26 protein-coding genes and 1 pseudogene are annotated in these 26,218 nt (G+C 64.9%); 8 read left to right on the top strand and 19 right to left on the bottom strand.

What is annotated here, in order from left to right; all coding sequences use genetic code 11:
* Window positions 1-110: 110 nt before the first annotated feature.
* The 9 genes from AC1VNY_RS35935 to AC1VNY_RS35895 all read right to left on the bottom strand — a co-directional run bounded on the left by AC1VNY_RS35935 (window position 111) and on the right by AC1VNY_RS35895 (window position 11,774).
* Window positions 111-1,082 (bottom strand): Bug family tripartite tricarboxylate transporter substrate binding protein, encoded by a 972-nt coding sequence (locus tag AC1VNY_RS35935; RefSeq protein WP_482408713.1) that lies wholly within the window; start codon window positions 1,080-1,082, stop codon window positions 111-113.
* 138 nt (window positions 1,083-1,220) lie between these two features.
* A complete protein-coding gene (locus AC1VNY_RS35930; RefSeq protein ID WP_482408712.1) occupies window positions 1,221-2,129 on the bottom strand; it encodes a DMT family transporter in 909 nt (302 codons plus the stop codon).
* Window positions 2,130-2,411: 282 nt separating this feature from the next.
* A complete protein-coding gene (locus AC1VNY_RS35925) occupies window positions 2,412-3,212 on the bottom strand; it encodes an NUDIX hydrolase (protein ID WP_482408711.1) in 801 nt (266 codons plus the stop codon).
* Between the two features lie 2 nt (window positions 3,213-3,214).
* Complete coding sequence (locus AC1VNY_RS35920; RefSeq protein ID WP_482408710.1) at window positions 3,215-4,171, bottom strand: dihydrodipicolinate synthase family protein; 957 nt, start codon at window positions 4,169-4,171, stop codon at window positions 3,215-3,217.
* A 129-nt stretch (window positions 4,172-4,300) separates the two neighbouring features.
* Window positions 4,301-5,179, bottom strand: a complete 879-nt coding sequence (locus AC1VNY_RS35915; RefSeq protein WP_411783159.1) for an SDR family oxidoreductase — start codon at window positions 5,177-5,179, stop codon at window positions 4,301-4,303.
* Window positions 5,180-5,396: 217 nt separating this feature from the next.
* Complete coding sequence (locus tag AC1VNY_RS35910; protein ID WP_482408709.1) at window positions 5,397-6,257, bottom strand: MaoC family dehydratase; 861 nt, start codon at window positions 6,255-6,257, stop codon at window positions 5,397-5,399.
* A gap of 207 nt (window positions 6,258-6,464) precedes the next feature.
* Window positions 6,465-6,854 (bottom strand): Zn-ribbon domain-containing OB-fold protein, encoded by a 390-nt coding sequence (locus tag AC1VNY_RS35905; RefSeq protein WP_482408708.1) that lies wholly within the window; start codon window positions 6,852-6,854, stop codon window positions 6,465-6,467.
* Window positions 6,854-8,011, bottom strand: coding sequence for a thiolase domain-containing protein (locus tag AC1VNY_RS35900; RefSeq protein ID WP_076858214.1), 1,158 nt, complete (start codon window positions 8,009-8,011; stop codon window positions 6,854-6,856). Before AC1VNY_RS35900 ends, AC1VNY_RS35905 begins: the two co-directional genes overlap by 1 nt.
* A gap of 268 nt (window positions 8,012-8,279) precedes the next feature.
* Window positions 8,280-11,774, bottom strand: a complete 3,495-nt coding sequence (locus AC1VNY_RS35895; protein WP_482408707.1) for an indolepyruvate ferredoxin oxidoreductase family protein — start codon at window positions 11,772-11,774, stop codon at window positions 8,280-8,282.
* A gap of 234 nt (window positions 11,775-12,008) precedes the next feature.
* On the opposite strand from AC1VNY_RS35895, the gene AC1VNY_RS35890 reads away from it, so the two are divergent.
* Window positions 12,009-13,226 (top strand): c-type cytochrome, encoded by a 1,218-nt coding sequence (locus AC1VNY_RS35890; protein ID WP_482408706.1) that lies wholly within the window; start codon window positions 12,009-12,011, stop codon window positions 13,224-13,226.
* Window positions 13,227-13,230: 4 nt separating this feature from the next.
* On the opposite strand, the gene AC1VNY_RS35885 is transcribed toward AC1VNY_RS35890, so the two are convergent.
* Window positions 13,231-13,872: a trimeric intracellular cation channel family protein gene (locus tag AC1VNY_RS35885; RefSeq protein ID WP_304495776.1), complete on the bottom strand. Its 642-nt coding sequence runs from the start codon at window positions 13,870-13,872 to the stop codon at window positions 13,231-13,233.
* A 144-nt stretch (window positions 13,873-14,016) separates the two neighbouring features.
* Between AC1VNY_RS35885 and AC1VNY_RS35880 the strand changes: the two genes are divergently transcribed.
* Entirely contained in the window at window positions 14,017-14,457 is a 441-nt protein-coding gene (locus tag AC1VNY_RS35880; RefSeq protein ID WP_028339266.1) for a hypothetical protein, read from the top strand.
* 64 nt (window positions 14,458-14,521) lie between these two features.
* Here AC1VNY_RS35880 and AC1VNY_RS35875 read toward each other — a convergent pair whose 3' ends face one another.
* Genes AC1VNY_RS35875 through AC1VNY_RS35865 form a run of 3 tightly spaced genes read right to left on the bottom strand, consistent with a single transcriptional unit; the run spans window position 14,522 to window position 16,089 of the window.
* Entirely contained in the window at window positions 14,522-15,340 is an 819-nt protein-coding gene (locus AC1VNY_RS35875) for an isocitrate lyase/PEP mutase family protein (RefSeq protein ID WP_482408705.1), read from the bottom strand.
* A gap of 56 nt (window positions 15,341-15,396) precedes the next feature.
* Window positions 15,397-15,747, bottom strand: a complete 351-nt coding sequence (locus AC1VNY_RS35870; RefSeq protein WP_016839915.1) for an antibiotic biosynthesis monooxygenase family protein — start codon at window positions 15,745-15,747, stop codon at window positions 15,397-15,399.
* 33 nt (window positions 15,748-15,780) lie between these two features.
* The gene (locus tag AC1VNY_RS35865; RefSeq protein WP_018272098.1) at window positions 15,781-16,089 is read right to left on the bottom strand and encodes an NIPSNAP family protein; all 309 of its coding nucleotides are present in this window, start codon (window positions 16,087-16,089) and stop codon (window positions 15,781-15,783) included.
* Between the two features lie 117 nt (window positions 16,090-16,206).
* On the opposite strand from AC1VNY_RS35865, the gene AC1VNY_RS35860 reads away from it, so the two are divergent.
* Together AC1VNY_RS35860 and AC1VNY_RS35855 are read left to right on the top strand one after the other, a co-directional pair.
* Entirely contained in the window at window positions 16,207-16,902 is a 696-nt protein-coding gene (locus AC1VNY_RS35860; protein ID WP_212056709.1) for an ArsR/SmtB family transcription factor, read from the top strand.
* A 300-nt stretch (window positions 16,903-17,202) separates the two neighbouring features.
* Window positions 17,203-17,466 (top strand): GCG_CRPN prefix-to-repeats domain-containing protein, encoded by a 264-nt coding sequence (locus AC1VNY_RS35855; protein ID WP_482408704.1) that lies wholly within the window; start codon window positions 17,203-17,205, stop codon window positions 17,464-17,466.
* Between the two features lie 69 nt (window positions 17,467-17,535).
* Here AC1VNY_RS35855 and AC1VNY_RS35850 read toward each other — a convergent pair whose 3' ends face one another.
* Both AC1VNY_RS35850 and AC1VNY_RS35845 read right to left on the bottom strand, forming a co-directional pair.
* Window positions 17,536-17,835 (bottom strand): twin-arginine translocation signal domain-containing protein, encoded by a 300-nt coding sequence (locus AC1VNY_RS35850; RefSeq protein ID WP_482408703.1) that lies wholly within the window; start codon window positions 17,833-17,835, stop codon window positions 17,536-17,538.
* A 130-nt stretch (window positions 17,836-17,965) separates the two neighbouring features.
* Window positions 17,966-18,283: pseudogene (locus tag AC1VNY_RS35845) on the bottom strand (hypothetical protein).
* Between the two features lie 93 nt (window positions 18,284-18,376).
* Between AC1VNY_RS35845 and AC1VNY_RS35840 the strand changes: the two are divergent.
* Together AC1VNY_RS35840 and AC1VNY_RS35835 are read left to right on the top strand one after the other, a co-directional pair.
* Window positions 18,377-19,624: a glycerophosphodiester phosphodiesterase family protein gene (locus AC1VNY_RS35840; RefSeq protein ID WP_482408702.1), complete on the top strand. Its 1,248-nt coding sequence runs from the start codon at window positions 18,377-18,379 to the stop codon at window positions 19,622-19,624.
* Between the two features lie 143 nt (window positions 19,625-19,767).
* Window positions 19,768-20,118 carry a cupin domain-containing protein gene (locus AC1VNY_RS35835; RefSeq protein WP_018272103.1) on the top strand — a complete coding sequence of 117 codons (351 nt, stop codon included), beginning with the start codon at window positions 19,768-19,770 and terminating at the stop codon, window positions 20,116-20,118.
* Window positions 20,119-20,491: 373 nt separating this feature from the next.
* Here AC1VNY_RS35835 and AC1VNY_RS35830 read toward each other — a convergent pair whose 3' ends face one another.
* The 3 genes from AC1VNY_RS35830 to AC1VNY_RS35820 form a co-directional block, all read right to left on the bottom strand.
* Window positions 20,492-21,271 carry a hypothetical protein gene (locus AC1VNY_RS35830; RefSeq protein ID WP_482408701.1) on the bottom strand — a complete coding sequence of 260 codons (780 nt, stop codon included), beginning with the start codon at window positions 21,269-21,271 and terminating at the stop codon, window positions 20,492-20,494.
* 237 nt (window positions 21,272-21,508) lie between these two features.
* Window positions 21,509-21,856 carry a hypothetical protein gene (locus AC1VNY_RS35825; RefSeq protein ID WP_028338231.1) on the bottom strand — a complete coding sequence of 116 codons (348 nt, stop codon included), beginning with the start codon at window positions 21,854-21,856 and terminating at the stop codon, window positions 21,509-21,511.
* 106 nt (window positions 21,857-21,962) lie between these two features.
* The gene (locus AC1VNY_RS35820) at window positions 21,963-23,495 is read right to left on the bottom strand and encodes an acyl-CoA carboxylase subunit beta (RefSeq protein ID WP_482408700.1); all 1,533 of its coding nucleotides are present in this window, start codon (window positions 23,493-23,495) and stop codon (window positions 21,963-21,965) included.
* Window positions 23,496-23,656: 161 nt separating this feature from the next.
* Between AC1VNY_RS35820 and AC1VNY_RS35815 the strand changes: the two genes are divergently transcribed.
* Window positions 23,657-24,067, top strand: a complete 411-nt coding sequence (locus AC1VNY_RS35815; protein WP_038388512.1) for a DUF4260 domain-containing protein — start codon at window positions 23,657-23,659, stop codon at window positions 24,065-24,067.
* A gap of 97 nt (window positions 24,068-24,164) precedes the next feature.
* Window positions 24,165-25,160 (top strand): dienelactone hydrolase family protein, encoded by a 996-nt coding sequence (locus AC1VNY_RS35810; RefSeq protein WP_482408699.1) that lies wholly within the window; start codon window positions 24,165-24,167, stop codon window positions 25,158-25,160.
* A 128-nt stretch (window positions 25,161-25,288) separates the two neighbouring features.
* Here AC1VNY_RS35810 and AC1VNY_RS35805 read toward each other — a convergent pair whose 3' ends face one another.
* Complete coding sequence (locus AC1VNY_RS35805; RefSeq protein WP_482408698.1) at window positions 25,289-26,152, bottom strand: DMT family transporter; 864 nt, start codon at window positions 26,150-26,152, stop codon at window positions 25,289-25,291.
* Window positions 26,153-26,218: the final 66 nt, after the last annotated feature.

The following is a 26,218-nucleotide window of genomic DNA, read 5'->3' as shown; positions in this document are numbered from 1 at the left end:
AAATTACGGGCTTTGGGGAAACATGCTGAAGGGCCGGGCCGGCCGGCGTGTGACCGGCGTCACCCCCGGGGCGGGTGCCGGTGGCCGATTCCGGCACAGGCCGCGTCGGCTTAGTCCGGCGGAATGCCGGCCTCTTTGACCACCCGGGCCCAGAGGGCGACGTCCGCCGCGATGACGTCGGCAAAGCGCTTCAGCGGCGCGCTCCGGGCGTCGCAACCGGCGACATCCAGCTTCTTGCGCACCTCGGCGGAGGCCAGCGCGGTTTCGAGCGCCGCGCTGATGCGTTCGACCACCGGCTGCGGCGTGCCCGCCGGCACCACGAAGCCGAACCACGGCGTCACCTGCGCCTCGGCAAAGCCCTGCTCGGCCATGGTCGGCACGTCGGGAAAATATTTCGAGCGGCCGTCGCTGATCGCGCCGATGATCCGGATGCTGCCGGACTGCACCTGGGCCAGCGCCTGGTTGGCCGACAGGAAGCTCGACGTGATCAGGCCGCTCGCGATATCGGGCACCATCTGCGGATAGCCGCGATAGCCGATCGCGGTGACGTCGATGCCGGCGAGCCGCTTGAACAGCTCGAAACCGAGATGGCCGGTCGAGCCCTTGCCGGGATGGCTGTAGTTCAGCGTGCCCGGCTTGGCCTTGGCCAGCGCAACATAGTCGGCGACGGTTTTCACCGGCAACGAGGTCGGCACGATGAAGAAGTTCGGGGCGAGACAGATCTGCCCGACCGGCACGAAGTCCCTGACCGGATCCCAGCGCAGCTGCGTGTTCAGTGCCGGGCTTGCGGTGAAGAAGGTCGTCACCAATAGCCATGTGTAGCCATCGGGCGCGGCGCGTGCGACCTCCTCGGCCGCGATCGAGCCGTTGGCGCCGGATTTGGCCTCGACCACGATCGTCCCCTTCCATTGCTCCTGCATGTCCTGCGCCATGATGCGCGCGAACACGTCGGCGACGCTGCCCGGCGCATAGGGAATGACGATGCGGATCGGCCGGCTCGGGAAGTCCTGCGCGCGCACCGTGCCAGCCATCGCCAGCAACGCCATGCACGCACCGGCAATGAGGCTGATCCGCCGCAACATCGTCCCGTTTCCCGCCCTGTGGTCTCGTTGCGGGCAGCATGCAGGGATTGCCTGACGGCAGCAAGGCGCCGGTTTCAGCGGGCGAAACTTCAGGCTGTGGCGATCCTTCGTGCAGGAATCGTCATCGCGGCGATGACGTCAGGCCGTGGCGATCTTACGCGAGGGAATCGTCATCGCGGCGACGCCGATCACGACGCAGGCGAGGCCGATCCACGCCGTCGGGCTCAGCCGTTCGCCCAGCACCATGACGCTGAGCGCCACCCCGATCGGCACCCGCAAGTAGGCTTGCGCGGTGGTGCCGACCGAGCCGAGGGTCTGGATCAGGCGGAAGTAAATCACGAAGGCGATCGCGGTCGAGAACACCGCAAGCGCCAGCAATGCGGCGAGCGACGTCGTCGACGGCGACAGCGTCCAGGGCCGCTCGACGACAAGGCTGAGCGGAACGAGGATCGCGGCGCCCGCGATCAGCGAACCCGCCGCCGGCGCCATCGGATCGAGTCCCTTGAAGCCGCGGCTGAAGATCGCGGCACAGGCGTAGCAGATGGTGGCGGCGACGATCGCGACCTCGGCCACGATCCCCTGCCCAAGATCGTGGAACGCATCGACGCCGACGATCAGGCAGATGCCGGCCATGCCTGATATCACCCCGAACAGCTTGCGCGGGCTCGCGGCCTCGTGGCGGGTGACCGCGACGGTGAACAGGAAGGTGAAGATCGGCGAGGCCGAATTGAGGATGGTGGCGAGCCCGGCATCGACGAAGCGTTCACCCCAGGCGATCAGCGTCCACGGGATCACGCTGTTGAGGCAGGCCTGGAAGATGAAGCGGCGCCAGGTCGCGCGATCGGTCGGCGCCGTCACACCGCGCATCCGCATGATGACGAGCAGCAAGAGCCCCGCGATCGCGGTGCGCGCCGCGATCAGCGTGATCGGCGGGATGGTTTCGACGCCGAGCTTGATGAAAGTATAGGAGCCGCCCCACAGGGTGGCGAGCGCGAGCAGCAAAGCGAGCTCGAAGCTCATGTTGGGCTGTCGTGGGGCGGTGGTCATAATAGGATTCCGTCTCGGTGGTTGAGACGAATCTACATCGATGTGAGGCGGTGATCCTTCGCTACAGACCGAAGTGTGGTTAGAAAGCGCCTCGCTTTCCCCTCGTCGTCCCGGCGAAAGCCGGGACCCATAACCACAGGGTTGTGTTGTAAGAAAAAGGTGCGGCCCCAGCGTCGCTCAACAATGAACGTTGGTGGTTATGGGTCCCGGCCTGCGCCGGGACGACATCGAGTATGTTGCGCCGCCTGCAAATCATGCACTCGCCGTCTCTCAGGATAACGCTTACCCCAGCGCCCCGACGTCGAACACCTCGCCGTCGTAGCCCGCTTCCTTGGGGATGCGGAGCTGGCGGCCGGTGGCGGTCTTGGTCATCACGGGCATCACGGCGACGATCGGCTTGCCCTTGCTGTCGGCGAGCGCGGCACCGACGTTCGGCTGCTTGCCGAGCCGGATAAGGTTTCGCGTGGTCGGGAACGGCAGCTTGAAGCGGCCGGTCTCGCCGCCCTCCAGCGCCTCGCGGGTCGACACCCAGATCGAGTCGGTCGATTCCTTGCCGTCATGGGCGCCGAGCTGCTCGGGCGGCGCGGCGGCGAGGAAGAACCAGGTGTCGAAGCGTTTCGGCATGCCCTCCGGCGTGATCCAGTGCGCATAGGGCACGAGCTCGTCGAGCGCGAGCACCATGCCGTTGTCGGTCAGCACCTTGAGGAAGCTGATCTTGCCTTCGTTCAACGCCGCGCGATGCACGGTCGCGATCTCGTTCGCGCGCTTCGCATCGACCAGGTCCTTCGAGCCTACCGGCCGCGCTAGCAGGATGCCGCTCTCCTCGAAGGTCTCGCGGATCGCCGCGATGCGGAAGCCGAGCGCGTCGCCGTCGAGCCCTTCTCCGCCGGAATAGAGCGCGGGATCGGCCGCGATCTCCTTGTCGTTCTTGTCGACGCTACCGCCCGGAAACACCAGCGCGCCCGAATTGAACTCGATCTGGTGATGGCGAACCATCATGAAGACTTCGATTTCACGTGACGCCGTGCCGTCACGCAGCAGCAGCACGGTCGACGCAAGTCGCGGGGCAATGATCTCGGTCATGATTAGCCTGCTGCACTGGATTGCGGTTGCAGATTGGCGCGGCGGTCGACGCGCGCCACGCGGGAAAGCAGATAGTCGACCTCCGCCCTCGCCTGCGGCGTGATCACAGCACCCGGCTTGCGCTGCGCGCTGGAGGAGATGATGCCGCGCTTCTGCAGCACGTATTTGCGCACGGTGAGGCCGACGCCGGGCTGCTGCTCGTAGCGGATCAGCGGCAGATGCGCGTCGAACAGATCATGCGCGGCATCGCGCTTGCCGGCCTTGGACAGGTTGACGACGTCGATCAGCAGCTCGGGGAATGCATAGCCGGTCATCGCACCGTCGGCGCCGCGCTCCATCTCGAAATCGAGGAACAGGCCGCCATTGCCAACCAGGATCGACAGCGGCCGCAGCGAGCCGTCCTTCTGGAAGTTGCGCAAGGTCGAGATCTTCTCCAGGCCCGGCCAGTCCTCGTGCTTGAGCATCACGCAGGACGGCGAATCCATCACGATCTTGCGGATCACCGCCGGCGTGAACACGACGGTCAGCGTCAATGGATAGTCCTGCAGCACCCAGGGAATATCGTCGCCGATCGCTTCCTGCGCCTGCTTGAAATAGCCGATGATCTGGTCGTCGGTACGCAGATGCGGCGACGGCGCGATCATGACGCCGGCGGCGCCCGCATCCATCGACTTCTTCGCCAGCGAGCGCATCGTGGCAAAGCCCGGCGCCGAGACGCCGACAATGACCTGCAGCTTCTTGGCGCGCTTGACGAAGCGCAGCGCGACCTGCTCGGCCTCGGCGGCATCGAGCTTCGGCGCCTCGCCCAGGATGCCCAGCACGGTGACGCCGTCGCAGCCGACATCGGTGTAGAAATCGGTCAGCCGGTCGATCGACGCCTCATCGATGCGACCGTCATCGTGGAACGGGGTCGGCGCGATCGCAAAGGTTCCTTGGGCCTGGGCGGTGAGCTTGGTCATTTGGCATCTATCCTCTGGTCCGTCGTTCCGGGACGGTGCGCCAGCACCAGACCCGGAACCTCGAGATTCCACAATGCGCAATTGCGCATTGGGGTTCACGCTTCGCGTGCCCCGGAATGACGGTATACATCAGAACCGCCGCGCGCCCATCTTGATCTGCTCCTCGGAGAAGAAGATATCCTTGGCGTGGGCGACGATGTCCTCGGCCTTCCAGCCGGTAAATGGCGGCTTCCAGCCTTCCATTTCCATCATCCGCATCTCGCGGACGCCGCGCGGGCCCGAGACGCCGAGAACCTTGCCGGTCTGGTCGCCCGACAGGTCGCTGACCATGTAGAGCACGGCTGGCGCGATGCCGTCCGGGCCGAGCGCCGCACCCGGGTTCTCCTTGTAGCGGGGCAGGTCCGCGGTCATGCGGGTCAGCGCGCCCGGCGCCAGGGTCCAGATCCGGATGTTGTACTTGCGGCCCTCGATCGCCAGCACGTTGGAGAGGCCCCAGATGCCGCCCTTGGCTGCGCCGTAATTGGTCTGGCCGAAATTGCCGATCAGGCCCGAGGTCGAGGACGTGTTGACGATGACGCCGCCGCCATTGTCGCGCATCCATTTGAACACCGGCTGGGTGCAGCAGAAGGTGCCCTTCAAATGCACCTTCATCACCCTGTCCCAGTTGGCTTCCTTGGCCTTGTGGAAGGTCTCGTCGAGCAGGATGCCGGCGTTGTTGACCAGGATGTCGGCGCGGCCGAAATGCTTGATGGCGTCGTCGAACACCGACTGGCCGCCGGCCAAGGTCGAGATGTCGGCGCCGTTGGCGACCGCACGGCCGCCTTCGGCCTTGATCGCGTCGACCACCTTGTCAGCCATCGACTTGTCCGAACCCGAGCCGTCGCGCGGGCCGCCGAGATCGTTGACCACCACGGCCGCGCCCTCGCGCGCGAACAGCTTCGCATAGGCTTCACCAAGTCCGCCGCCGGCGCCCGTGATCAGCGCTACCTTACCGTCGAGTAATCCCATGGTTGTTTCTCCCTTTATTGTTGCTCTTTCTTACCTCGCCCCGCTTGCGGGGAGAGGTCGGATCGCATCGCGAGATGCGATCCGGGTGAGGGGGTACAGGTCTGTCCGCAGACCACCGTTGCGGTGAGAGAGCCCCTCACCCCAACCCTCTAAGAGCGAGCTTCGCTCGTCTCGACCCCGCTAGAGCGGGGCGAGGGTCGACGGCCGTCGCATGTTGCTACGCCAGCACCGTCTTGCCGCTCTTGATCACGGTGACGCCTCGCGACTTCACCTTGGCCTCGAACGACACCACATTGCCGTCCTTCCACAGCTCCATGGTCACGGTCTCACCGGGGAACACCGGCGAGGAGAACCGCGCCACGTGCTGCTTGAAGGCCGACGGATCGTAGTCGGCATAGGTCTGCAGCACGCCGCGGCAGGTGATGCCGTAGGTGCACATGCCGTGCAGGATCGGCCGCGGGAAGCCGGCCTTCTTGGCGAACTCCGGATCGGAGTGCAGCGGGTTGCGGTCGCCGCAGAGCCGATAGACCAGCGCCTGGTCGGGCCTCGTCGTGATATCGACGATCTTGTCCGGCGCGCGTTCCGGCACCTTGTGCGGCTCGGGCTGGCCGTCGGACGGGCCGCCGAAGCCGCCATCGCCGCGGGCGAAGCGCGAGGCGACCAGCGTGGCGAGCTTCTCGCCCTTCTCGTCTTTCAGCACGGTCTGGTGGCGGATCACCGCGCCCTTGTCCTTGCCCTTGTCGAACACGTCGAGCACGGTCGAGTCGGCCGTGATGTGCGCCGCGGTCGCGAACGGCTTGTGGAAGGTGATGTCGCGCTCGCCGTCGACCACCATGACGCGGTTGAGGTTCATCTCGCCGGGACCGGCGCCCCAGGCCGCGACCGAGGCGAAGGTCGGCACCACCTTGAGCGGACGCGGCGTCAGCACGCCCTCATTGACGAAGGCGAGCTCGTTCTCGTCCATCGGATCGGCTCCCAAGCCGATGCCATAGGCATACAGCATCACGTCGCGGTCGGCGTAGCTGTATTTCTGGCCGAGATTCTTCAGGGCCATCAGCTGTTCGTACACGATCGGCATTGTTGTTTCTCCCCGAACCTTTTCTAGGGCGCGGTGCCCATTGCTGCGCCCTCTCCCCTTGTGGGAGAGGGCTACACCGGCGCTTGTCACAAACTCGCTTCGGTGAGGGGTTCGCGCCGCAGAGAGATTCGTTTCGCGGAGAGAGACCCCTCACCCGCCTTCGCTTTCAGCGAAGGCACCCTCTCCCACAAGGGGAGAGGGTAGAAATCAGGCCGGCGTGAAAAACGGCAGCGGGGCGCCGTCGGTCGGCTTCCACACCAGCTTCACCTTCTGGCCGATCTTCACCTTCTCAAGATCGCAATCGACGATGTTGGTCTGCAGCGACGGACCCTCCTTCAGCGTCACATAGGCGATCGCATAGGGACCGGTCGGCGATTTGCGCATCAGGCTGTAGGTGTAGACCGTGGCCTCGCCGCTCGACTCTTCCCACACTGTCTTGTCGGAGAAGCAGAACGGGCAGATCGCGCGTGGGAAGTAATGTGCCTCGCCGCAGGTGTTGCAGCGCTTGATCATGAACTTGCCCGCCTTCGCCGCTTCCCAGAACGGCGCGGTCTCCGGGTTGGTCACCGGGGCATTGTACTTCTTCGCTTCAGACATCACGCACGCTCCAGAATGCAGGTTGAGGCGGCGTGGCGAACGCCGAGCAGACCGCCGGTGCCGTGGGCGATCGCGAGGTCGCAGTTCTTGACCTGCACCTTCGGATGCGCCTCGCCGCGCAACTGGCGCACAGCCTCGAGGATTTTCGTCATACCGCCGCGATTGACGGGATGGTTGCTGCACAGGCCGCCGCCGTCAGTGTTGAACGGCAGCTTGCCGACGCCCGAGATCAGATTGCCGTCGGCGACGAACTTGCCGCCCTCGCCCTTCTTGCAGAAGCCGAGATCCTCGAGCTGCATCAGCACGGTGATGGTGAAGCTGTCATAGATCGAGGCGTATTTGATGTCCTTCGGCGTCACGCCCGCCTCTTCGAAGGCGCGCGGACCGGACCACACGCCGGCGGAGTAAGTCAGGTCGAGATCCTTGCCGCCACGCGGGCCCTTCATCGCCTCGCCATGGCCGATCAGGCGCACCAGCGGCTTCTTCAGGCTCTTGGCGATCTCGGGCGTCGTGACGATCATCGCGCCGCCGCCGTCGGTGACGACGCAGCAATCCATCCGGTGCAGCGGATCGGAGATCATCGGCGAGTTCAGCACGTCCTCGACGGTGACGACCTCTTTCAGCATCGCATGCGGATTGTATTGCGCGTGATGCGAGGCCGCGACCTTGATCCAGGCGAGCTGCTCGGAGGTGGTGCCGTAGTCGTGCATATGGCGCATGGCACACATGCCATAGGCATTGTGCGTGGTAGCCCCGTAGGCCAATTCGAAATCGGCCTCGGCGCCGGAGGCGCGCGGCGGCATCGGGCCGGTGCGCGGCTTGCCCGCCAGCGTGACCAGCGCGACCGAGCATTTGCCCGCGGCGATCGCCTCGGCGGCGTGGCCGAGATGGATCAGATAGGAACAGCCGCCGGTCTCGGTGGAGTCGACGTGACGCAGCTTCCTGGTGTTGAGGCCGAGATAATCGACCATCGGCCACAGCCCGCCCGGCGCGTCGCCGGCGCAGAAATAGCCGTCGATATCATCCTTGGTGAGCCCGGCGTCCTCGATCGCGCCCTTGGCGACCTCAGCGTGAAGCTGTGCTGTTGATTTATCGGGTGCGTGCCGGGTGGGATGTTCGTAGATCCCGGCAATGTAGGCCTTGCCCTTGATGGTCAAATCGCTCTCCGCTGGCGTTTCTTCGCTCGAGCGTTTTTCTGAACCGGACGCGCGACCTTGGCAAGCGCGGAAATATTCCGTCAGGCGAGACTGCAGCATGTGCACAGTGCGCACAGATGTCGTCCCGGCGAAGGCCGGGACCCATAACCACAGGATTGTGTTGCGAGGCCAAGCTGCGGCAACGGCCTCGCGCAACAACGAACAACGGTGGTTATGGGTCCCGGGTCGCGCTTCGCTTGCCCGGGACGACACCGAATGTGTGGCTACACTACTCCGCCGCCATCTGCCGCGGCGCGGGCGGCGGGTTGGCGAGGTCGGCGGCGAGTTGCGCGTAGCGAACCTTCGCTTCCTTGATCGCTTTGTCCTTCACCGGGCCGTAGCCGCGGATGCGATCGGGCAGCGCCAGCAATTCGACCGCGATGTCGTGATTGAGCGGCGACAGCAGGTTCAGCACCGTCGCGACATCCTTCTCGTAGCCCGCGATCAGATCGCGCTCCAGCTTGCGGTCGGCGTTGTAGCCGAAGATGTCGAGCGGCGTGCCGCGCAGGAAGCGGAAGCGCGCCATCACCTTGAAGGCCGACATCATCCACGACCCGAAGGCGCGCTTCTTCGGCCGGCCCTGCGCGTCGAGTCCGCCGCCGAGGATCGGCGGCGCGAGATTGAAGTTGAACTTGAACTCGCCCTCGAACTGATCGCGCAGCTGCTTCTCGAAGCGGCCGTCGGTGAACAGCCGCGCCACCTCGTACTCGTCCTTGTAGGCGAGCAGCTTTGCGTAGTTGATCGCGACCGCGCGCGGCAGCGCCTCGCCGTAGCCGCCCTTGGTGGCGGTGTCGCGAACCTGGTCGACCAGCTTACGGTAGCGTCTTGCCAAACGCGCGCTCTGATAGTCCGTCAGAAGCGCCATGCGGTGGGTGATGATCTCGTCGAGCGACATCGCATCCAGCGTCTTGACCGGGGCTGCGTCGTCATCCTGCCCCTTCATCATCACGGCGAGGCGCGCCGGATCGGCCGCCGCCAGGCGACCGAGCTGGAACGCCTGCGTGTTCATCTTGATCGAGACGCCGTTAACCTCGATCGCCTGCAGAATCGCCTCCGCAGACAGCGGCAGCAACCCGCGCTGATAGGCAAAGCCCATCATCATGATGTTGGTGGCGATGGAGTCGCCGAGCAGCGCCTCGGCCGGCTTGGTGAAGTCGAAGAAGGCGGAGTCCTTGCGCAGCTCGGTCTCCAGCACGCTGTTGACCTTGCGGCTCTGGAAGTTGAAGTCGCGGTTCAGGATGAAGTCCGCGGTCGGGATCACGTGGCTGTTGATGATGCCGACGGTGCGGCTCGCATCGCACAGCGTGATGGTGTCCTTCGACGCCGCCACGACCTCGTCGGCCGCAAGCACCAGATCGGCCGTTCCGGTCACGATGCGCGAGCAGGTCACGTCGGCGGTGTGCTCGGAGAGCCGGACGTGGCTCAGCACCGCGCCGCCCTTCTGGGCAAGACCGGACATGTCGAGGATCATCGAGGCCTTGCCCTCGATATGGGCGGCCATACCGAGCAGCGCGCCGATCGTCAGCACGCCGGTGCCGCCGACGCCGCCGACCGCGATGTTGTAGGGCCGGTCGAGCGCGGGCTTGGAGGCTGGCTCCGGCAGATTATCGATGCTGCCGAGCTCGGGCGGCGCGCGACGCCTGAGCTTGCCGCCATCGACCGTGACGAAGGACGGGCAAAAGCCCTTCACGCAGGAATAATCCTTGTTGCAGGTCGACTGGTTGATGGTGCGCTTGCGCCCGAGCTCCGTCTCCAGCGGCTCGACCGAGATGCAGTTCGACTGCACCGAGCAGTCGCCGCATCCTTCGCAGACGGCAGGATTGATCAGCACGCGACGCTGCGGATCCTCCATCAGGCCGCGCTTGCGGCGACGGCGTTTTTCGGCGGCGCAGGTCTGCACGAACACGATCGCCGACGTGCCCTTGGTGTCGCGGCACATCTTCTGGACGTTCTCGAGCTCGTCGCGATGGAACAGCTTGACGCCGGGCGCGATCGTATCGGCCGGATAGGCGTCCGGATTCTCCGAGACCAGATAGATCTCGCGGATGCCTTCGGCATGGAGCTGGAAGGTGATCTGCTGCGGCGAGAGATCGCCGTCGTGGCGCTGGCCGCCGGTCATGGCGACCGCGTCGTTGTACAGGATCTTGTAGGTGATGTTGGCCTTGGAAGCGATCGACTGGCGGATCGCGAGAATGCCGGAGTGGAAATAGGTGCCGTCGCCGAGATTGGCGAAGACGTGGTTCTCGTTGGTGAACGGCGCGATGCCGACCCACGGCACGCCCTCGCCGCCCATATGGGTGAAGGTCTCGGTCGAGCGGTTCATCCACAGCGCCATGAAGTGGCAGCCGATGCCGGCCAGCGCGCGGCTGCCTTCCGGCACCTTGGTCGAGGTATTATGCGGACAGCCCGAGCAGAAATACGGCGTGCGGCTGACCGGTGCCGTCGCCTGCATCTGGGTCGACTGACGGCCGTTGAACCAGTCCGCCTTGGCGCGCAGCATCTCGGCGATTTCGGGATTGAGATTAAGTCGAAGCAGCCGTTCGGTGAGCGAGCTCGCAAGCGAGGCCACGCTGAGCTCGGCGGCGAAGGTCAGGAAGCGCTTGTCGTGATCGTCCATCTTGCCGACGATGCGCGGACGCACGTCGTCGCGCCAGTTGAACAGCTCCTGCTTGACCTGGTTCTCGACGATCTCGCGGCGCTCCTCGACGATGAAGATCTCCTCGAGGCCGACGGCGAAGTTGCGCACGCCCTCCGGCTCCAGCGGCCAGGGCATGCCGATCTTGTAGAGGCGGATGCCGATCTTGGCGGCGATCTCGGGCGTGACGCCGAGCTCGCGCAGCGCCTGGCGGATGTCCTCGTAGCTCTTGCCCGAGGCCATGATGCCGTAGCGCGCGTTCGGCGAATCCATCGTGATGCGGTTGACCTTGTTGGCGCGGGCGAAGGCGATCGCGGCAAAGCCCTTGTAGTCCTGCAGCCGCCGGTCCTGCTCGAAGCGGTCGTCCGGCCAGCGGATGTTGAGGCCGCCGGGCGGGCGCTCGAAATCGGTCGGGATGATGAAAGGCGTCATCTCGTCGGTGAGGTCGATCTCGGCGGTCGTCTCGACCGTCTCGGTGATCACCTTCATGCCGACCCAGCAGCCCGAGTAGCGCGACATCGCGATACCCAGGAGGCCCATCTCGATCATTTCATGGATGCTGGAGGGGTAGAGGTAGGGCATCAGCGCGGAGATGAAAGCGTGGTCGGACTGATGCGGGACGGTGGAGGATTTCGCGCCATGGTCGTCGCCGGCAAGGCAGAGCACACCGCCATGCTTGGCGGAGCCCGCCGCATTGCCGTGGCGGAACACGTCGCCGCAGCGGTCGACGCCGGGGCCCTTGCCGTACCAGATGCCGACTGCGCCATCATATTTGGCGCCCGGCGACAGGGCGAGTTGCTGCGAGCCCCAGATCGCGGTGGCCGCGAGGTCCTCGTTCACGCCGGGCTGGAATTTGATGTTGTACTGCTCGAGATGCTTGCGAGCGGCGAACAGCTGCTGGTCGTAGCCGCCGAGGGGGGAACCGCGATAGCCGGAGATGAAGCCTGCCGTGTTGAGACCCGCGGCGCGGTCGCGCCTGATCTGCGCCATGGGCAGGCGGACCAGCGCCTGGATCCCGGTCATGAAGACGTGGCCGGTGCCCTGGGTGTATTTCTGGTCGAGGCTGATAGGCCCTTGGTTGATTCCCATTTAGCCCTCTTTTCGCTGGTCGCGACGACTGCTTTTTAGCTAGTCATCCGAGCTTGTTAGAACCAGTCTATGTCGGATTTTCCGCCCCGCGCAGCACAATTCTGGGCGACCAGGCCCATCGCTCAAAAATCGCAATTTCGTGCCGGGAATATTGCAGGGCCGTTTCGGTTTCTGTCGCAGGACAGGCCCGCGGCGAAATGGCGTAACGCGTCTTGTGGACCGGAAGGTGATTGGATGCGGCGACGATTTCGAGCGACGGGTGCGATTCTGGTCGCAGCACTGTTGTGCGGTGCCCGCGAATGTGCCGCCGCGCCGACCGACGACGTCATCGCCCGAGGCAAGGCGCTCACGATCGCCGGCGACTGCGCCAGCTGCCACACGGCTGATCCGGCAAAGCCCTTCGCCGGGGGCAAACGGATCGACACGCCGTTCGGTGCGGTGTTCTCGCCGAACCTCACCCCCGACCGCGATACCGGCATCGGCGGCTGGAGCGACGACGATTTCCCGCGCGCGCTGCGGATGGGCGTCTCGCCGAGCGGCGCGCATTATTATCCCGCCTTCCCCTACCCGTATTTCACGAAGCTGATCCGCGACGACATCCTGGCGATCCGCGCCTATCTCGCGACGCTGGCGCCGGTCAGCAACAAGGCGCCGCCGCCGGAGCTGCGCTGGCCGTTGAACTACCGCGTGCTGATGCGGGCCTGGAACGCGCTGTTCTTCACGGCGGGCATCATCCAGCCGGACCAGAACAAGGGTTCGGAATGGAATCGCGGCCGCTACCTGGTCGAGGCCCTCGCCCATTGCGGCGCCTGCCACACGCCCAAGAACGCCTTCGGTGCCGACAGGCGCGACCAGGCGCTCAGTGGCAGCATGGTGCAAGGCATGTTCGCGCCAAGGCTCGATGGCGCCGCGCGCAGCGGGCTGAAATCATGGAGCGTAGCTGACATCGCCGAATATCTGCAGAGCGGCCGCAACGGGCACAGCCATGCCGGCTCCCTGATGTCCGAGGTGGTGCTCAATTCGACCTCGAAGATGAGCGACGCCGATGTGCGCGCCATCGCGGTCTATCTGAAGAGCCTGCCCGCCGGCGCGCCGGAGCCGGAGGTCACCGCGCCCTCGCCGGCGCAGATGAGCAATGGCGAACGCATCTATCGCGGCGCCTGCATCGCCTGTCATGAGCTCGACGGCACCGGCGCGCCGCGGATCTATCCGCCGCTGCCCGGCAACGCCAATCTGCAATCGGCCAATCCGGCAAGCACGCTGCGCATCATCCTCGACGGCGCGCAGACCGTGACGACGCCGCGCGCGCCGAACGGCGGCTCGATGCCGGCCTATCCGAAGCTGACCGACCAGGAGGTCGCGGACGTTGCGACCTACATCCGCAATGCCTGGGGCAACGCGGCACCGGCCGTCACCGTGGACGAGGTCGCGAAGGCGCGGACGGCGAAATAGCCGTTCAGCGCTCCTCGTCGCTGAACACGAATTTCGGCATCTCCCATCGGTAGCGGATCGCAAGCATGCGAAACGTCAGCCCGAGCGCGAAGGTCAGCGCGGTCCAGAGCTGGGCGTTCACCTGCAGCCCGGAGCCGGTCACATAGAACAGTCCGGTCACCACGGAGACGCTGGCGTAGAGCTCGCTGCGAAACAACAGCGGCACCTCGTTGCAGAGGATGTCGCGCAGCACGCCGCCGGCGCAGCCGGAGATCATGCCGGCGACGATCACGATCGGCAGCGGGACGTCGACTTGCGAGGCCACGTCGCAGCCGGCCATGGTGAACACCACAAGTCCGATCGCATCGAGCACCAGGAATGCGAGGTTGAGCCGGTGCACCAGCCGCGCCAGCAGGATCGTGGCGAAGGCGCCGGCGGCTGCGACCGCAAGGTAGATCGGGTGCGCGACCCAGAGCAGCGGATAATGCCCGAGCAGCACATCGCGGATGGTGCCGCCGCCGAGCGCGGTGATCGCGCCGAGCATGCAGACGCCGGCCCAATCCATGCTGCGCCTGCCGGCCGCCAGCGCCGCCGTCATCGACTGCGCCGCAACCGCAATGAACGAGAGCACTTGCAGCACCGAATCGGTGGGCGGCATGGTCCACATTGAAAAGGCCTCATGAAACAGGTTGGAACCCAAGGAATCGACGGTTCCTGCATGAACAGGTTGCAACATTGGCGCGGAACATCCCCGCGCGCCAGCCATTGTCCCATGCGTTTAGCTTTGAGGTGCTAACGGAGGAACTTTGCAATGGCCCATCAACCTGACGATCCGTATCGCGCCAACCTGACCGAGGACGAAATGCGCCGTCAGGCGCGCTTCAACAGCCTGGACAACGAGCTGCAGCCGGATCCGGAACTCCAGGAGGGACCGGCCAGCACCACCAAGATCGCGATGTTCGCAGTCGCGGTGGCCGTGGTGCTCGGTGCGCTGTTCTACGGCTTGAACAATACGTCGGTGCATGAGGCGGGCACCACGCCGTCAGCGCAGACCGCGCAGCAGCAGCCGGCCAATCCGGCCGCGCCGCCTCCGGGCATGCGCGACGTGACGCCGAAGCCGAACAGCCAGCCCGGCACGACCACGGGCGCGGCACCGGCGCAGCCCGCGTCTCCGTCGGCCAACAAGCCGACCGGGCAGGAGATCGACCGTTCGGCGACCCCGTCCGACTCGACCGGCGACAAGAACAAGTAATCCGCGTCCGTCCCCGGAGTGGTGAAGCAGCGGGCCCAAGCGGCCCGCTGCTTTTTTGTGAGGTCTACCTGAACATCTTGTTGAGCTCGCCGCCGGGATAGCCGTTGGCGAATTCGGTGAAGGTGCCCTTCTCGGCCATCTCCTTGGCCGCCTTCATCACGCCGGCCCAGGCCATCCGCGCCAGTGCCCCGCCGACGCTGATCCGCCGCACGCCGAGATCGGCAGCCGCCTGCAGCGTCAGCTCGGACGCCCCGCCGATCAGAAGATTGACCGGCTTTGGCGCGACCGCCTTCACGACCGCGGAAATCTCCTCCTTGGTCGCGATGCCCGGCGAATAAAGGACGTCCGCTCCTGCTTCCGAATAGGCCTGCAGCCGTTCGATTACCAGATTGAGGTCCTTCTTCCCCCACAGGAATGCCTCACAGCGGCCGGTGAGCAACACGCCGCTGTTGTCGGCATCGATAGCCTTGCGCGCCGCCTTGATGCGCTCGACCGCAAGCTTGTGCTCGAATAGCGGGTTGGCGGCGTCTCCGGTGGAATCCTCGACCGAGAGCCCGGCGACGCCGGTCTTGACGCCGCGCGCGACATTGACCGCGACCTTGTCGGGCTCGACCGCGAAGCCGCCCTCGAAATCCGCATTGACGGGAATGTCGACCGCCGCACACAGCGCGGTCAGGTGGTCGCAGACGTCATCGACGGTGACGCGGTTGTCGGCCTTGGCGATGGTCCAGGCAAAGCCCGCGCTGGTCGACGCCAGTGCCTTGAAGCCGAGATGTTGCAAGGCGCGGGCGCTGCCGACATCGAACGGATTCGGAATGATGAAGCACCCGCTCTCATGCAGCTTCTTGAAGGCGGCGCGTTTGTCAGCAGTTGGCAGTGGCATTGGTCGCTCCCTGGAGTCATTGGCCGCGCAGAGATAGGCACCCACGCATCCGCCCGCTAGTGCGGCTCATGCACCGCGCGGCTGTCCTTCGGCGCCTGATCGCGTTCGTTCAGGCCGTAATCACGGATCACGCTCGCCACCCGCAGCCGGTAGTTCTCGAAGATCCGCGCGCGGCCCTTGGCCTGGGTACGGCGATGTTCGATCGTGTTGCGCCAGGCTTCCACCGCAGCCTCGTCGCGAAAGAATGACAGCGACACGAACTTGCCCTTCTCGGTGATGCTCTCGAACCGCTCGACCGAGATGAAGCCGTCGATCTCCTGCAGGATCGGCTTCAGCTCGGCGGCGAGGTCGAAATAGAGATCCCGGTGCTCGGGCTTCGGCCAGACTTCGAAGATCACGGCGATCATGGGCGCCTCCCGCACATTGCTGTTGTGGCCCCACTATAACTCGACCTTGCGGAGAAATGTCCGTTCCTCGGCGAGGATGAAACGGTTTTCTTCCGCGAAGTTGAAGTTCGCGACGCCCTCCTTGTCCTGGCGCAGCCGCGCGCGATAGGCTTCATAGGCGGCAAGGCTTTCGAACGAGATCAGCGCGAAGGCGACATTGTTGGTTCCCTCATGCGGCATCCAGTAGCCGATGAGATCGCCGCCGCAGCGCGGGATGATCGAGAGCCAGTTCCGCGAATACTCCTCGAACATCGCGCGCTTGAACGGATCGAGCTGGTAGCGGATGAAAACGGTGACGGTCATTGATGGCCTCCGGTCATGTTTCCGCCATTGCGAGCGTCAGCGACGCACTCCTCGCAATGACGGCACGGTGGACAATAGCGGCTTGTCCGACCTCGATGCTTCGGCTATCATCGAACTATGAAAGCGGGACCCGACATCTCCCGGATCGCCGCACTGGTCGGCGATCCCGCACGCTGCAACATGCTGACCGCGCTGATGACCGGCCGCGCGTTGACCGCGAGTGAGCTGGCGCAGGAGGCCGGCATCACGCCGCAGACGGCGAGCTCACATCTTGCCAAGCTCGAGGCCGGCGGGCTGATCGAGCCCGAGAAGCAGGGCCGCCACCGCTACTACCGCCTCTCTGACCCCGACGTCGCCGACGTGCTGGAAGGCCTGCAGGGCATCGCCGCCCGCGCCGGCCATATGCGGGTGCGCACCGGGCCGAAGGATCCGGCGCTGCGCCGCGCCCGCATCTGCTACGACCATCTTGCCGGCGATCTCGGCGTGCAGATGCTCGACAGCATGAAGCGGCAGAAGCTGGTCCGCCAGAGCAAGCAGGCGATCGAGCTCACCGGCGAAGGCAAGCGCTTCATGGCCGAGGAGCTGCAGATCGACGCCGATGCGCTGACGCATCCGCGCCGTCCGGTGTGCAAGGCCTGCCTCGACTGGAGCGAGCGACGGCATCATCTCGCCGGCACGCTCGGTGCCGCCATGATGGACCGCTTCACCGAACTGAAATGGGCCGCGCGCGATGCCGCGCCGGGCAGCCGCGTGGTCAATTTTTCGCGCAACGGCGAGAAGCGATTCGCCGCGCTGTTCGGCCCGGACCAATAGCGGCGCGCCTTCCGGCAAGCGTCGATGAACCGCCGGTCTCGCTTGCCTCGCCTTCCGATACATTTTCGCACGCTCGCCACTCGCGCGCGGCTGCCCGCGTCCGTGAAATATTTCGAAGTGATGCTGAGCCGACTTGCGGCGCGCTGACGCAGCTGTGAGCTGCAACATTCATGTCGCATTCAGGCCGCAACATTATGGTCGGCGACATCGGGCACGGCTTCTGCAATGATCCGGCCGGGCGAATCGGTAGACGAAAGTTTGTTGCGGTGCCGCAGCGCGGCCCAATAAAAAGGAGAAGACATGAAGCATCTTTTTGCTGCAGCAGTTTTGCTGACGACCGCATTCGCCGGCATCAGCGCCGCTGATGCGGCCGGTGGCTGCGGCCCCGGCTGGCACCGTGGCCCCTATGGCGGCTGCGTCAGGAATCGCGGCGTCGTCGTCGCGCCGGGCGCCGTTGTCGTGCGTCCGCCGGTCGTGGTCGAGCGCCCCGTCGTGGTGGCGCCGCGTGTCCGCGCCTGCCCCTACGGCTTTGCCTGGCGCTACGGCCGTTGCCGCCCGATCTGATCGCGGCACATTCCGAACTAACAAAACCCCGCCTGGCGCGGGGTTTTTCTTTTCGTCATGGAGTCGATATCACCAGCGGCGCCAGTGATGACGGCGCCAATGGTGGCGGCGCCAGCCCCAATGCCTGCGGTGCCAGTGCCGATGACGCCAACCCCAGTGGCGATGATGATGCCAGCGTACTTGCTCGGGCTTCATGCGGCCGACCTCCTCGCCCGTGGTGACGGCGGGATGCGCTTCGCGCGCCGCCGGCGCGCGTGCATCCTGGTTGAGGGGAAGCGGCGCGAGCGGCGCCGCCTGCGCCGTCGCTGCGAAGGTGACGGCCCCGGCGGCGGCACCGAAGGCCACCTTCAGAAAATCCCGGCGTTCCATGAGCGTTTCCTTTTGTTGCTGAGCTGGACCAACTGCGGCAGCGAGTTTTTGCCTCGCGACCTGAACACTCGCTGAACCGCGCATTCACGTTTCATGGAACTCGGTCCGTCGTCATGGGGTCACGCAACCATCATGCCGCCGCCGCCTCCTCCGCCAGCACCAGGAGATCGCGCGTGCGCGTCACCTCCGGCCAGTCACGATTGAAGTCGGCGACCAGCCGCTTCATGTCCTCGCTGCTCACCGCGCGCTCGAGGGCCTTCTCGTCGGCGAACTGATAGGTCGCCTGGTGCAGCGACGGATCGCTCAGGCTCCAGCATCGCCAGGCGCGCTCGGCGCCGAACGATTACATCGCGTCGGGCAGATGCGCGCGCGAATACCAAGCATCGAAGGCGGGACGCCTGGCGGCGTCCGTGACCGTGGCGCGGACGACGAAATAGGCTGCCGGCATTGTTTCCTCCATGGTTTCATTTCGCACACGCGGCCGGTCCATGCTCCGTGATATGTCGGTCTGCTGAACAATGCCTGATCAGGGGGATCACCCATGCTTGCCCGTCACCGCACCGCCCTGCTCTCGTTCCTGTTCGCTCTCGGCGCCGCGCTGCCGGCTGCCGCCGGGGAGATCGCGCTGCCGCGCGAGGCGCAGATCGGACCGCGCCCGTTCTATCTGGTCGACAAGATGAAGGACGGGCCCCTGAAGCAGCAGCTCAGCCAATGCACCGGGCCGTTCCACAAGACCGACTTTTCGATCGGCCACCGCGGCGCCGCGCTGCAATTCCCCGAGCATAGCCGCGAATCCTATCTCGCCGCCGCGCGGATGGGCGCCGGCGTGATCGAATGCGACGTCACCTTCACGCGGGATCGCCAGCTGGTGTGCCGGCATTCGCAATGCGACCTGCACACCACGACCAACATCCTGACGGTGCCGGATCTTGCCGCGAAATGCACGCAACCCTTCAGCCCGGCCGATCCCGCCACCGGCAGGAAGGCCTCGGCGAAATGCTGCACCAGCGACATCACGCTCGCCGAATTCAAGCGGCTCACCGCGAAGATGGACGGTTTCAATCCGGACGCGAAGACGCCGGAGGACTACCAGAACGGCACGCCGCGCTGGCGCACCGACCTCTACGCCAATTCCGGCACGCTGATGAGCCACGACGAGAGCATCGCCTTGATCAGAAGTCTCGGCGCAAAATTCACGCCCGAGCTTAAGGCGCCGGAGGTGGCGATGCCGTTCGACGGCGACTACACCCAGGAGACATATGCGACCCAGATGCTCGCCGCCTACAAGGCCGCCGGCATTCCGCCGAGCGACGTGTTCCCGCAGAGCTTCAGCCTCAAGGACATCCTCTATTGGGTGAAGACCGAACCCGATTTCGCGAGCCAGGCGCTCTATCTCGAGGACCGCTACGAGAAAGCAGGCCTTGATCCGAACCGGCCGGAGACCTGGAAGCCGTCGATGCAGGAATTGAAGGCCTCCGGCGTCGCGATCCTGGGGCCGCCGATCTTCACGATGCTGGCACTGAACGACAAGGGCGAGATCGTCCCGTCGGCTTACGCCAGGGCGGCGAAGGCCGCCGGCCTCGATCTGATCGGCTGGTCGCTGGAGCGCGACGGGCCGCTCAACCGAGGCGGTGCGTTCTACCACAAGTCGGTGAAGGCGGCGATCGACCGCGACGGCGACACGTTGACCGTGCTCGACGTGCTGGCAAAACAGGTCGGCGTCCGCGCGATGTTTTCCGACTGGCCGGCGACGACCACATTCTATGCGAACTGCATGGGGATGAAGTGAGATCTTGCAAAGCGCGTCACGGCTGCCCCGCCCTACGCACCGTGCGCGCCCGCCATGACCATTCCGGCCGTTCCGCGCGCGGCAGAACAGGACTAGCATCGCCGCCTTCCCGCCCGACGGGACAACACCACAGGGAGGCCGCCATGAAGCCAGGACAACCGGTCAAGGACGCCAGCCATCTCTACGAAGTCGAGCGCCGCGCCCAGCACGCCGCCCGCCCCGGCTTCCGCATCATGGAGCTGCAACTCTCGCCGACCCAAAAGGTGCCGTGGCACACCCACAGCAACATCTCCGACACCTTCTATGTGCTGGAGGGCCAGATGCGGCTGTTCCTGCAGGAGCCGAAGGAGGAAGTGAACCTGAAGGTCGGCGAAGTCTACGCCGTCCGCCCGACCCGCCCTCACCTCGTCACCAATGCCGGCACGACGTCGCTGACCTTTTTGATCCTGCAAGGCGTCGGCGAATACGACTACGTGCCGCTGGCGTCGAAGTAAGGGGCGCGAACTCCCTCGACTGTCGTCCCGGCGAAAGCCGGGACCCATAACCACAGGGCTAAACTGTTGAGCAAGCTGTGGCCCCGACATCGCGCGACAACATCGAGTTGTGGTTATGGGTCCCGGGTCGCGCTCCGCTTGCCCGGGACGACGTGCGTGAGATTCCGATTCACATCTCAAACAGCATGAGGATATGCGCCCACTTTCTCGCGACATGATTTGTCCGAGTTTGCATCTCGTCCGGATTCGATTTGCGCTCTAGCCAAATCAAAGCATGTCCGCGCCAGCGAACTTCAATGAATGTGCGCCCGATGATAGACCTCGCGATACTGAGCTGTATTGCGCGGATCAAGTCTCGGGCGCCGCGCGATTCCTATCGCAGCGTCTGACCAGGAAGTAACCTGACCGGTGCTTGGCGTTGCAGCAGAGTATTCAAATTGGGATTACTGAACGTACGCGTCGCCGATGAACTTATTCGAGATGCGGCCCCGACCTTGTGCGTCGTGTCACCAACAATGATTACTTTCTGGGGACCCACATGAGGAGATAGCCCCACTACGAGCTGGTTGGTTTTGGTACCTTGAACAGAGGCGCCGACATCCAAATTGATCGGAGCGAACACCCAGCCAAATCGTGCTCCTGCGTTCGCCTGCAATTCTAGAATTTTTGTGTAGGTAAGACCGCCATTGCTGTCTCTGGGAATCGCCGTAAACACCGTTTCAATCCAAGCGGCCAAACCAAGCCCAGTACCCGATGGATCGATATCCTTGGGCTGGCACCAGGCAGGTGGAGGCGTGGACAAGACCGCTGCTAGGTCCGTCGAGAACGCAAGGTGTGCCGTGATTGTATCCTGAGCATGCCCGCCAACGCTCGGCGTCAGCGAATAGTCGACTGGAATAGCCCAGGAGACCTTGCCGTCAGCATCGACCCGACTGACTAGCGTCAAGTCGAGCGTCGAGCCAATGTCCCACACGTCCGGAATTTTCGGGCTCGCCTCCGCTGGAAGGAAACGGCGAACTGCTCGCAATTCGCATTCGACTATCTCGACAAAGTGCCTAACTTCGACGACACGCTCCCGATTGATGGTCGGATACGCGCACGCCGACGCGAAGATGCAGGCTGACAAAATCAGCAAACCACGATGAAAATTCATTGATCAATATCCACCCCAGGTTGAGCAGATCAAAGCGCGCAGCCTAAGTAAAGATATTGCATGAACGGGAAGCCGGTTATTCAGCGAGCCGTTGCACAACTGCAACAATTGGCCCGTTGTGTCGAACAGCATCGACGGGCGACCTAGAAGCAGGGCATTGACGTCACCCCCAAAGGCTCGCAGCACATGTAAGCGGGCGCGCGATCCCGTCGACAATGCGGCGAGATCGATACTCCGTCACATCAGCTTCAGCGGAGCGTCGTGAACCAGCCGAAGGTCGATATTGCCGATCAGGCGCGCGCGGCGCGCCTCGGCGGTGCTGATCGCGGCCTCGGTCTGCCGCAACGTGCTGACATTCGATCCGAGCGACACGATGCCGCCGAGCACCAGTGCGATCGATCCGAGTGCCGCGGTCTGGCCGGCGCCCAACAGCCCAAGCAGCGCGACGGCCAGCAGCGCGAACCCGCCTGCGATCGCGACCTTCGAGCCGAGAATGATCCGCCGGGATCGCTCGGCGCTCTCGGCAAGCTCCTCGATCTGCGCCTCGATCTCGGAAATCTCGTCGGTCGGCTCGTCTTCGGTCATCAAGTTCGAACCTGTAAGGCGGGTCAGGCAGAAGCCGTAACCCGCCGCGGATCATGCCGAACGAAGGCGGTGGGTTGCGCTTGCGCTAACCCACCCTACGCTCTCCTCACAACGGCAAATTGTCGTGCTTCTTCGCGGGGATTTCCACCTTCTTGTCCTTCAGCATCGCCAGCGCCCGCGCGATCCGCCGCCGCGTCGAATGCGGCATGATGACGTCGTCGATGTAGCCGCGCTCGGCGGCGATGAAGGGGGACAGGAAGCGGTCTTCGTATTCCTTCGTTCGCGCGGCGATCTTGTCGGGGTCGCCGATGTCACTGCGGAAGATGATTTCCACCGCGCCCTTGGCGCCCATCACGGCGATCTGCGCGGTCGGCCAGGCGTAGTTCATGTCGGCGCCGATCTCCTTGGACGCCATGACGTCGAAGGCGCCGCCATAGGCCTTGCGGGTGATGATGGTGACGAGCGGCACCGTGCACTGCGAATAGGCGAACAGCAGTTTCGCGCCGTGCTTGATCAGGCCGCCATATTCCTGCGCGGTGCCCGGCAGGAAGCCCGGCACGTCGACGAAGGTGACGATCGGGATGTTGAAGGCATCGCAGAACCGCACGAAGCGCGCGGCCTTGCGCGAGGCGTCGCTGTCGAGCACGCCGGCCAGCACCATCGGCTGGTTGGCGACGAAGCCGACTGTGCGGCCGGCAATGCGGCCGAAGCCGGTGACGATGTTCCTGGCGAAGGTCTCCGAAATCTCGAAGAAGTCGCTCTCGTCGACGACCTTCAGGATCAGCTCCTTCATGTCGTAGGGCTTGTTCGGATTGTCGGGGATCAGCGTGTCGAGCGACATATCGACCCGCCCAATGTCGTCGAAGCTCGGCCATTCCGGCACGCCGTCGGTGTTGTTCGAGGGCAGGAAGTCGATCAGCCGGCGCATCTGCAGCAGCGCGTCGACGTCGTTCTCGAACGCACCATCGGCGATCGAGGAGCGCGTGGCGTGCACCGAGGCGCCGCCGAGTTCTTCCGCCGTCACCACCTCGTTGGTAACGGTCTTCACCACGTCGGGGCCGGTGACGAACATGTAACTGGTGTTCTTCACCATGAAGATGAAGTCGGTCATCGCGGGCGAATAGACGTCGCCGCCGGCGCACGGACCCATGATGACGGAGATCTGCGGGATCACGCCCGAGGCCTGCACATTGCGGCGGAACACGTAGGAATAGCCCGCAAGCGCCGCGACGCCCTCCTGGATGCGCGCGCCGCCGGCGTCATAGAGGCCGATGATCGGCGCCCTCGCCTTCATCGCCATGTCCTGCAGTTTCGTGATTTTCAGCGCGTGGGTCTCGGAGAGCGAGCCGCCGAACACCGTAAAGTCCTTGGCAAAGACAAACGTCTTGCGGCCGTTGACCGTACCCCAGCCGGTGACGACGCCGTCGCCGGGGATCCTGGTCTTCTCCATGCCGAACTCGATCGAGCGGTGCTCGACGAACATGTCGAATTCCTCGAACGAGCCCTTGTCCAGCAGGAGCTCGATCCGCTCGCGGGCGGTCAGCTTGCCGCGGGCGTGCTGCGCCTCGATGCGCTTTTCGCCGCCGCCCAGCTTGGCGCCGGCGCGCCGCTCTTCGAGGGTATCGAGGATATCTTTCATTTGTTTCCGCCCGTGTTAGCTACAGTCCGCGTCCCGGCGCGAGCCGAGGTCCGCTTCGTTCGGAAATGGCTTTAGCACGGCCGTTTCGGAACCGGAAAGCCGCTTGTGAGCGGGTTCGGGCGCAAAAACGGTAGGATTTTCCGACATCTGGGGAGACAGCGATGACAGATACGACCACGGCCGAGACCGGTGCCGCGACCGGCGGGGTGCGCACCCTGCTCCGGCTGGAGGGCCTGGTGCTGTTCCTCGGCATGACCGTGCTCTACTACAAGTGGGAGGGTTCCTGGCTGGTCTACGTCCTGCTGTTCCTGGTGCCGGACATCAGCTTCGCCGCTTACTTGATCAGCCCGCGGGCCGGCGCCATCGCCTACAACGCCGCCCACACCTATCTGGCGCCGGTGGCGCTGATGACGCTGGGTTTTGCCGGCGAAGGACCGCTGGTGCTCTCGATCGCGATGATCTGGCTCGCCCATATCGGGATCGACCGCGCGCTCGGCTACGGGCTGAAATATTCTGTTGGTTTTGGCTTCACCCATCTCGGGCGGATCGGGAAGGCGCAGGAGCCCGCCTAGCGCCGGCTCCCTGACGTCACGCACGGCCGATCAAATTGACAGCGTGCGCGTCGATTGCTGTAGTCGCGGCCAATCAAGACAACATCGGGGGGAATCGATGCTGACCGACTGGCGCCTCGCCGCGACCGCGATCCTGTTCTGCTGCGCTGTGCTGTTCACCTGCATCGAGACCAGCGCGCAGCAGATTCCGAAGGAGATCGCGGCACGCACCGAGATCTACGGCATCCCCTCGCTGACGATCTCCGACCAGCAATTTTTGAACGGCGACGGCAAGGCGGTCACCGTCGGCGGCGAATTCCGCATCGCGCAAGGCAGCGGCCGGCTTTCGGTCGTGGTCTTGATGCACGGCTCGAGCGGCGTCGGCGCCGGGATGGACGGCTGGGTGCGCCACTTCAACGGCATGGGCATCTCGACCTTCGTGATCGACGGCTTCTCCGGCCGCGGCCTCACCGCAACCGGGCCGAACCAGGCGCTGCTCGGCCGGCTCAATTTGATCGTCGACATCTACCATTCGCTGGAGATCCTCGCCAAGCATCCGCGGGTCGACCCCGAGCGCATCGTGCTGATGGGATTTTCGCGCGGCGGCCAGGCCTCGCTCTATGCCAGCCTCGATCGTTTCAACAAGCTCTGGAACAAGTCCGGCGTGCAGTTCGCGGCCTACATCCCGTTCTATCCGGATTGCTCGACCGGCTATCTGACCGATACCGAGGTCGCGGCGCGGCCGATCCGGATCTTCCACGGCACGCCCGACGATTACAATCCGGTCGCGAGCTGCAAGGCCTATGTCGCGCGGCTGCAAGAGGCCAAGCGCGACGTGGTGCTGACCGAGTATCCCGATTCCGCGCATGGCTTCGATGCCGGCCTGATCGGCAACAACACGGTGGTGGAGGCGACGGGATCGCAAACCGTGCGCCACTGCACCATCAGGGAAGGCGAAGGCGGCGTGCTGATGAATGCATCGACCCAAGCGCCGTTCAGCTACAAGGACGCCTGCGTCGAGCTCGGTCCGCATGTCGGCGGCAACCCGACCACCGCGCTCGAGGCCCGCAGGGCAGTCAGCGATTTCCTGCAGGCGCTGTTCAAGCTGAGCTGACGAGGCCCGAACTCTATGTCCTCATCCTGAGGAGCCGAGAAGCGGCGTCTCGAAGGATGCAGGCCTGCCTGTGGCCTCATGGTTTGAGACGCGCGTTCCGCGCTCCTCACCATGAGGAGAGACGGACGTCAGGCGAAGCGGCGCGCGAACACCACGCAGACCACGACCAGCAGGGTCGCTGCGATCATCGACCAGGCCACCTGCTCGTGCAGCAACAGGCCGGCCAGCGCGAGGCCGAAGAACGGCTGCAACAGCTGCAACTGGCCGACGCTGGCGATGCCGCCGATCGCAAGCCCGCGATACCAGAACACGAAGCCGACCAGCATGCTGAAGATCGAGACATAAGCGAGCCCGAGCCAGGCCGGCGCGCCGATGCCCTGCCAGCTCGGCGGCAGCGTCATGATCGTCATCACGAGCACCACCGGCACTGAGAGCACCAGCGCCCAGGAGATCACCTGCCAGCCGCCGAGCCGCCGCGACAGCGCCGCCCCCTCGGCATAGCCGAGGCCGCAGACGATGATGGCGGCGACCATCAGGAGGTCGCCGGTCAGCGACGCCGATCCGTCGCTCGACAGGGCGAACGCGCCGACCGTCGCGCTGCCGACGCAGGAGAACAGCCAGAACAGCGGCTGCGGCCGCTCGCCGCCGCGCAGCACGCCGAACACGGCGGTCGACAGCGGCAGCAGCCCGATGAACACGATCGAGTGCGCCGAGGTGATGTGCTGGAGCGCGAGTGCCGTCAGCAGCGGAAAGCCGATCACGACGCCGAGCGCGACGATGGTCAGCGACACCAGATCCTTGCGCTGCGGCCAGGGCTGCCGCAGCACCGCCAGCAGCGCGGCGCCGAGCAACGCCGCGATCGCCGCCCGCGCCGACGTCAAGAACAGCGGCGAGAACCCGGCCACGGCCACGCGGGTCGCCGGCAGCGAGCCGCTGAAGATAATCACGCCGAGCAGGCCGCTGCCCCAGCCGTCGATCGAAGCCTTGTCCATCGTACCTCACCTTGGGGCGCATGCGAGATGAGGTCGAGCCACAAACATACTGCGCCCCCTCTCCCG

The organism is Bradyrhizobium ferriligni (genome assembly GCF_056837965.1).
The sequence above is the reverse complement of the archived record's forward strand: the minus strand, read 5'-3'. Positions and strand labels throughout refer to the sequence as shown.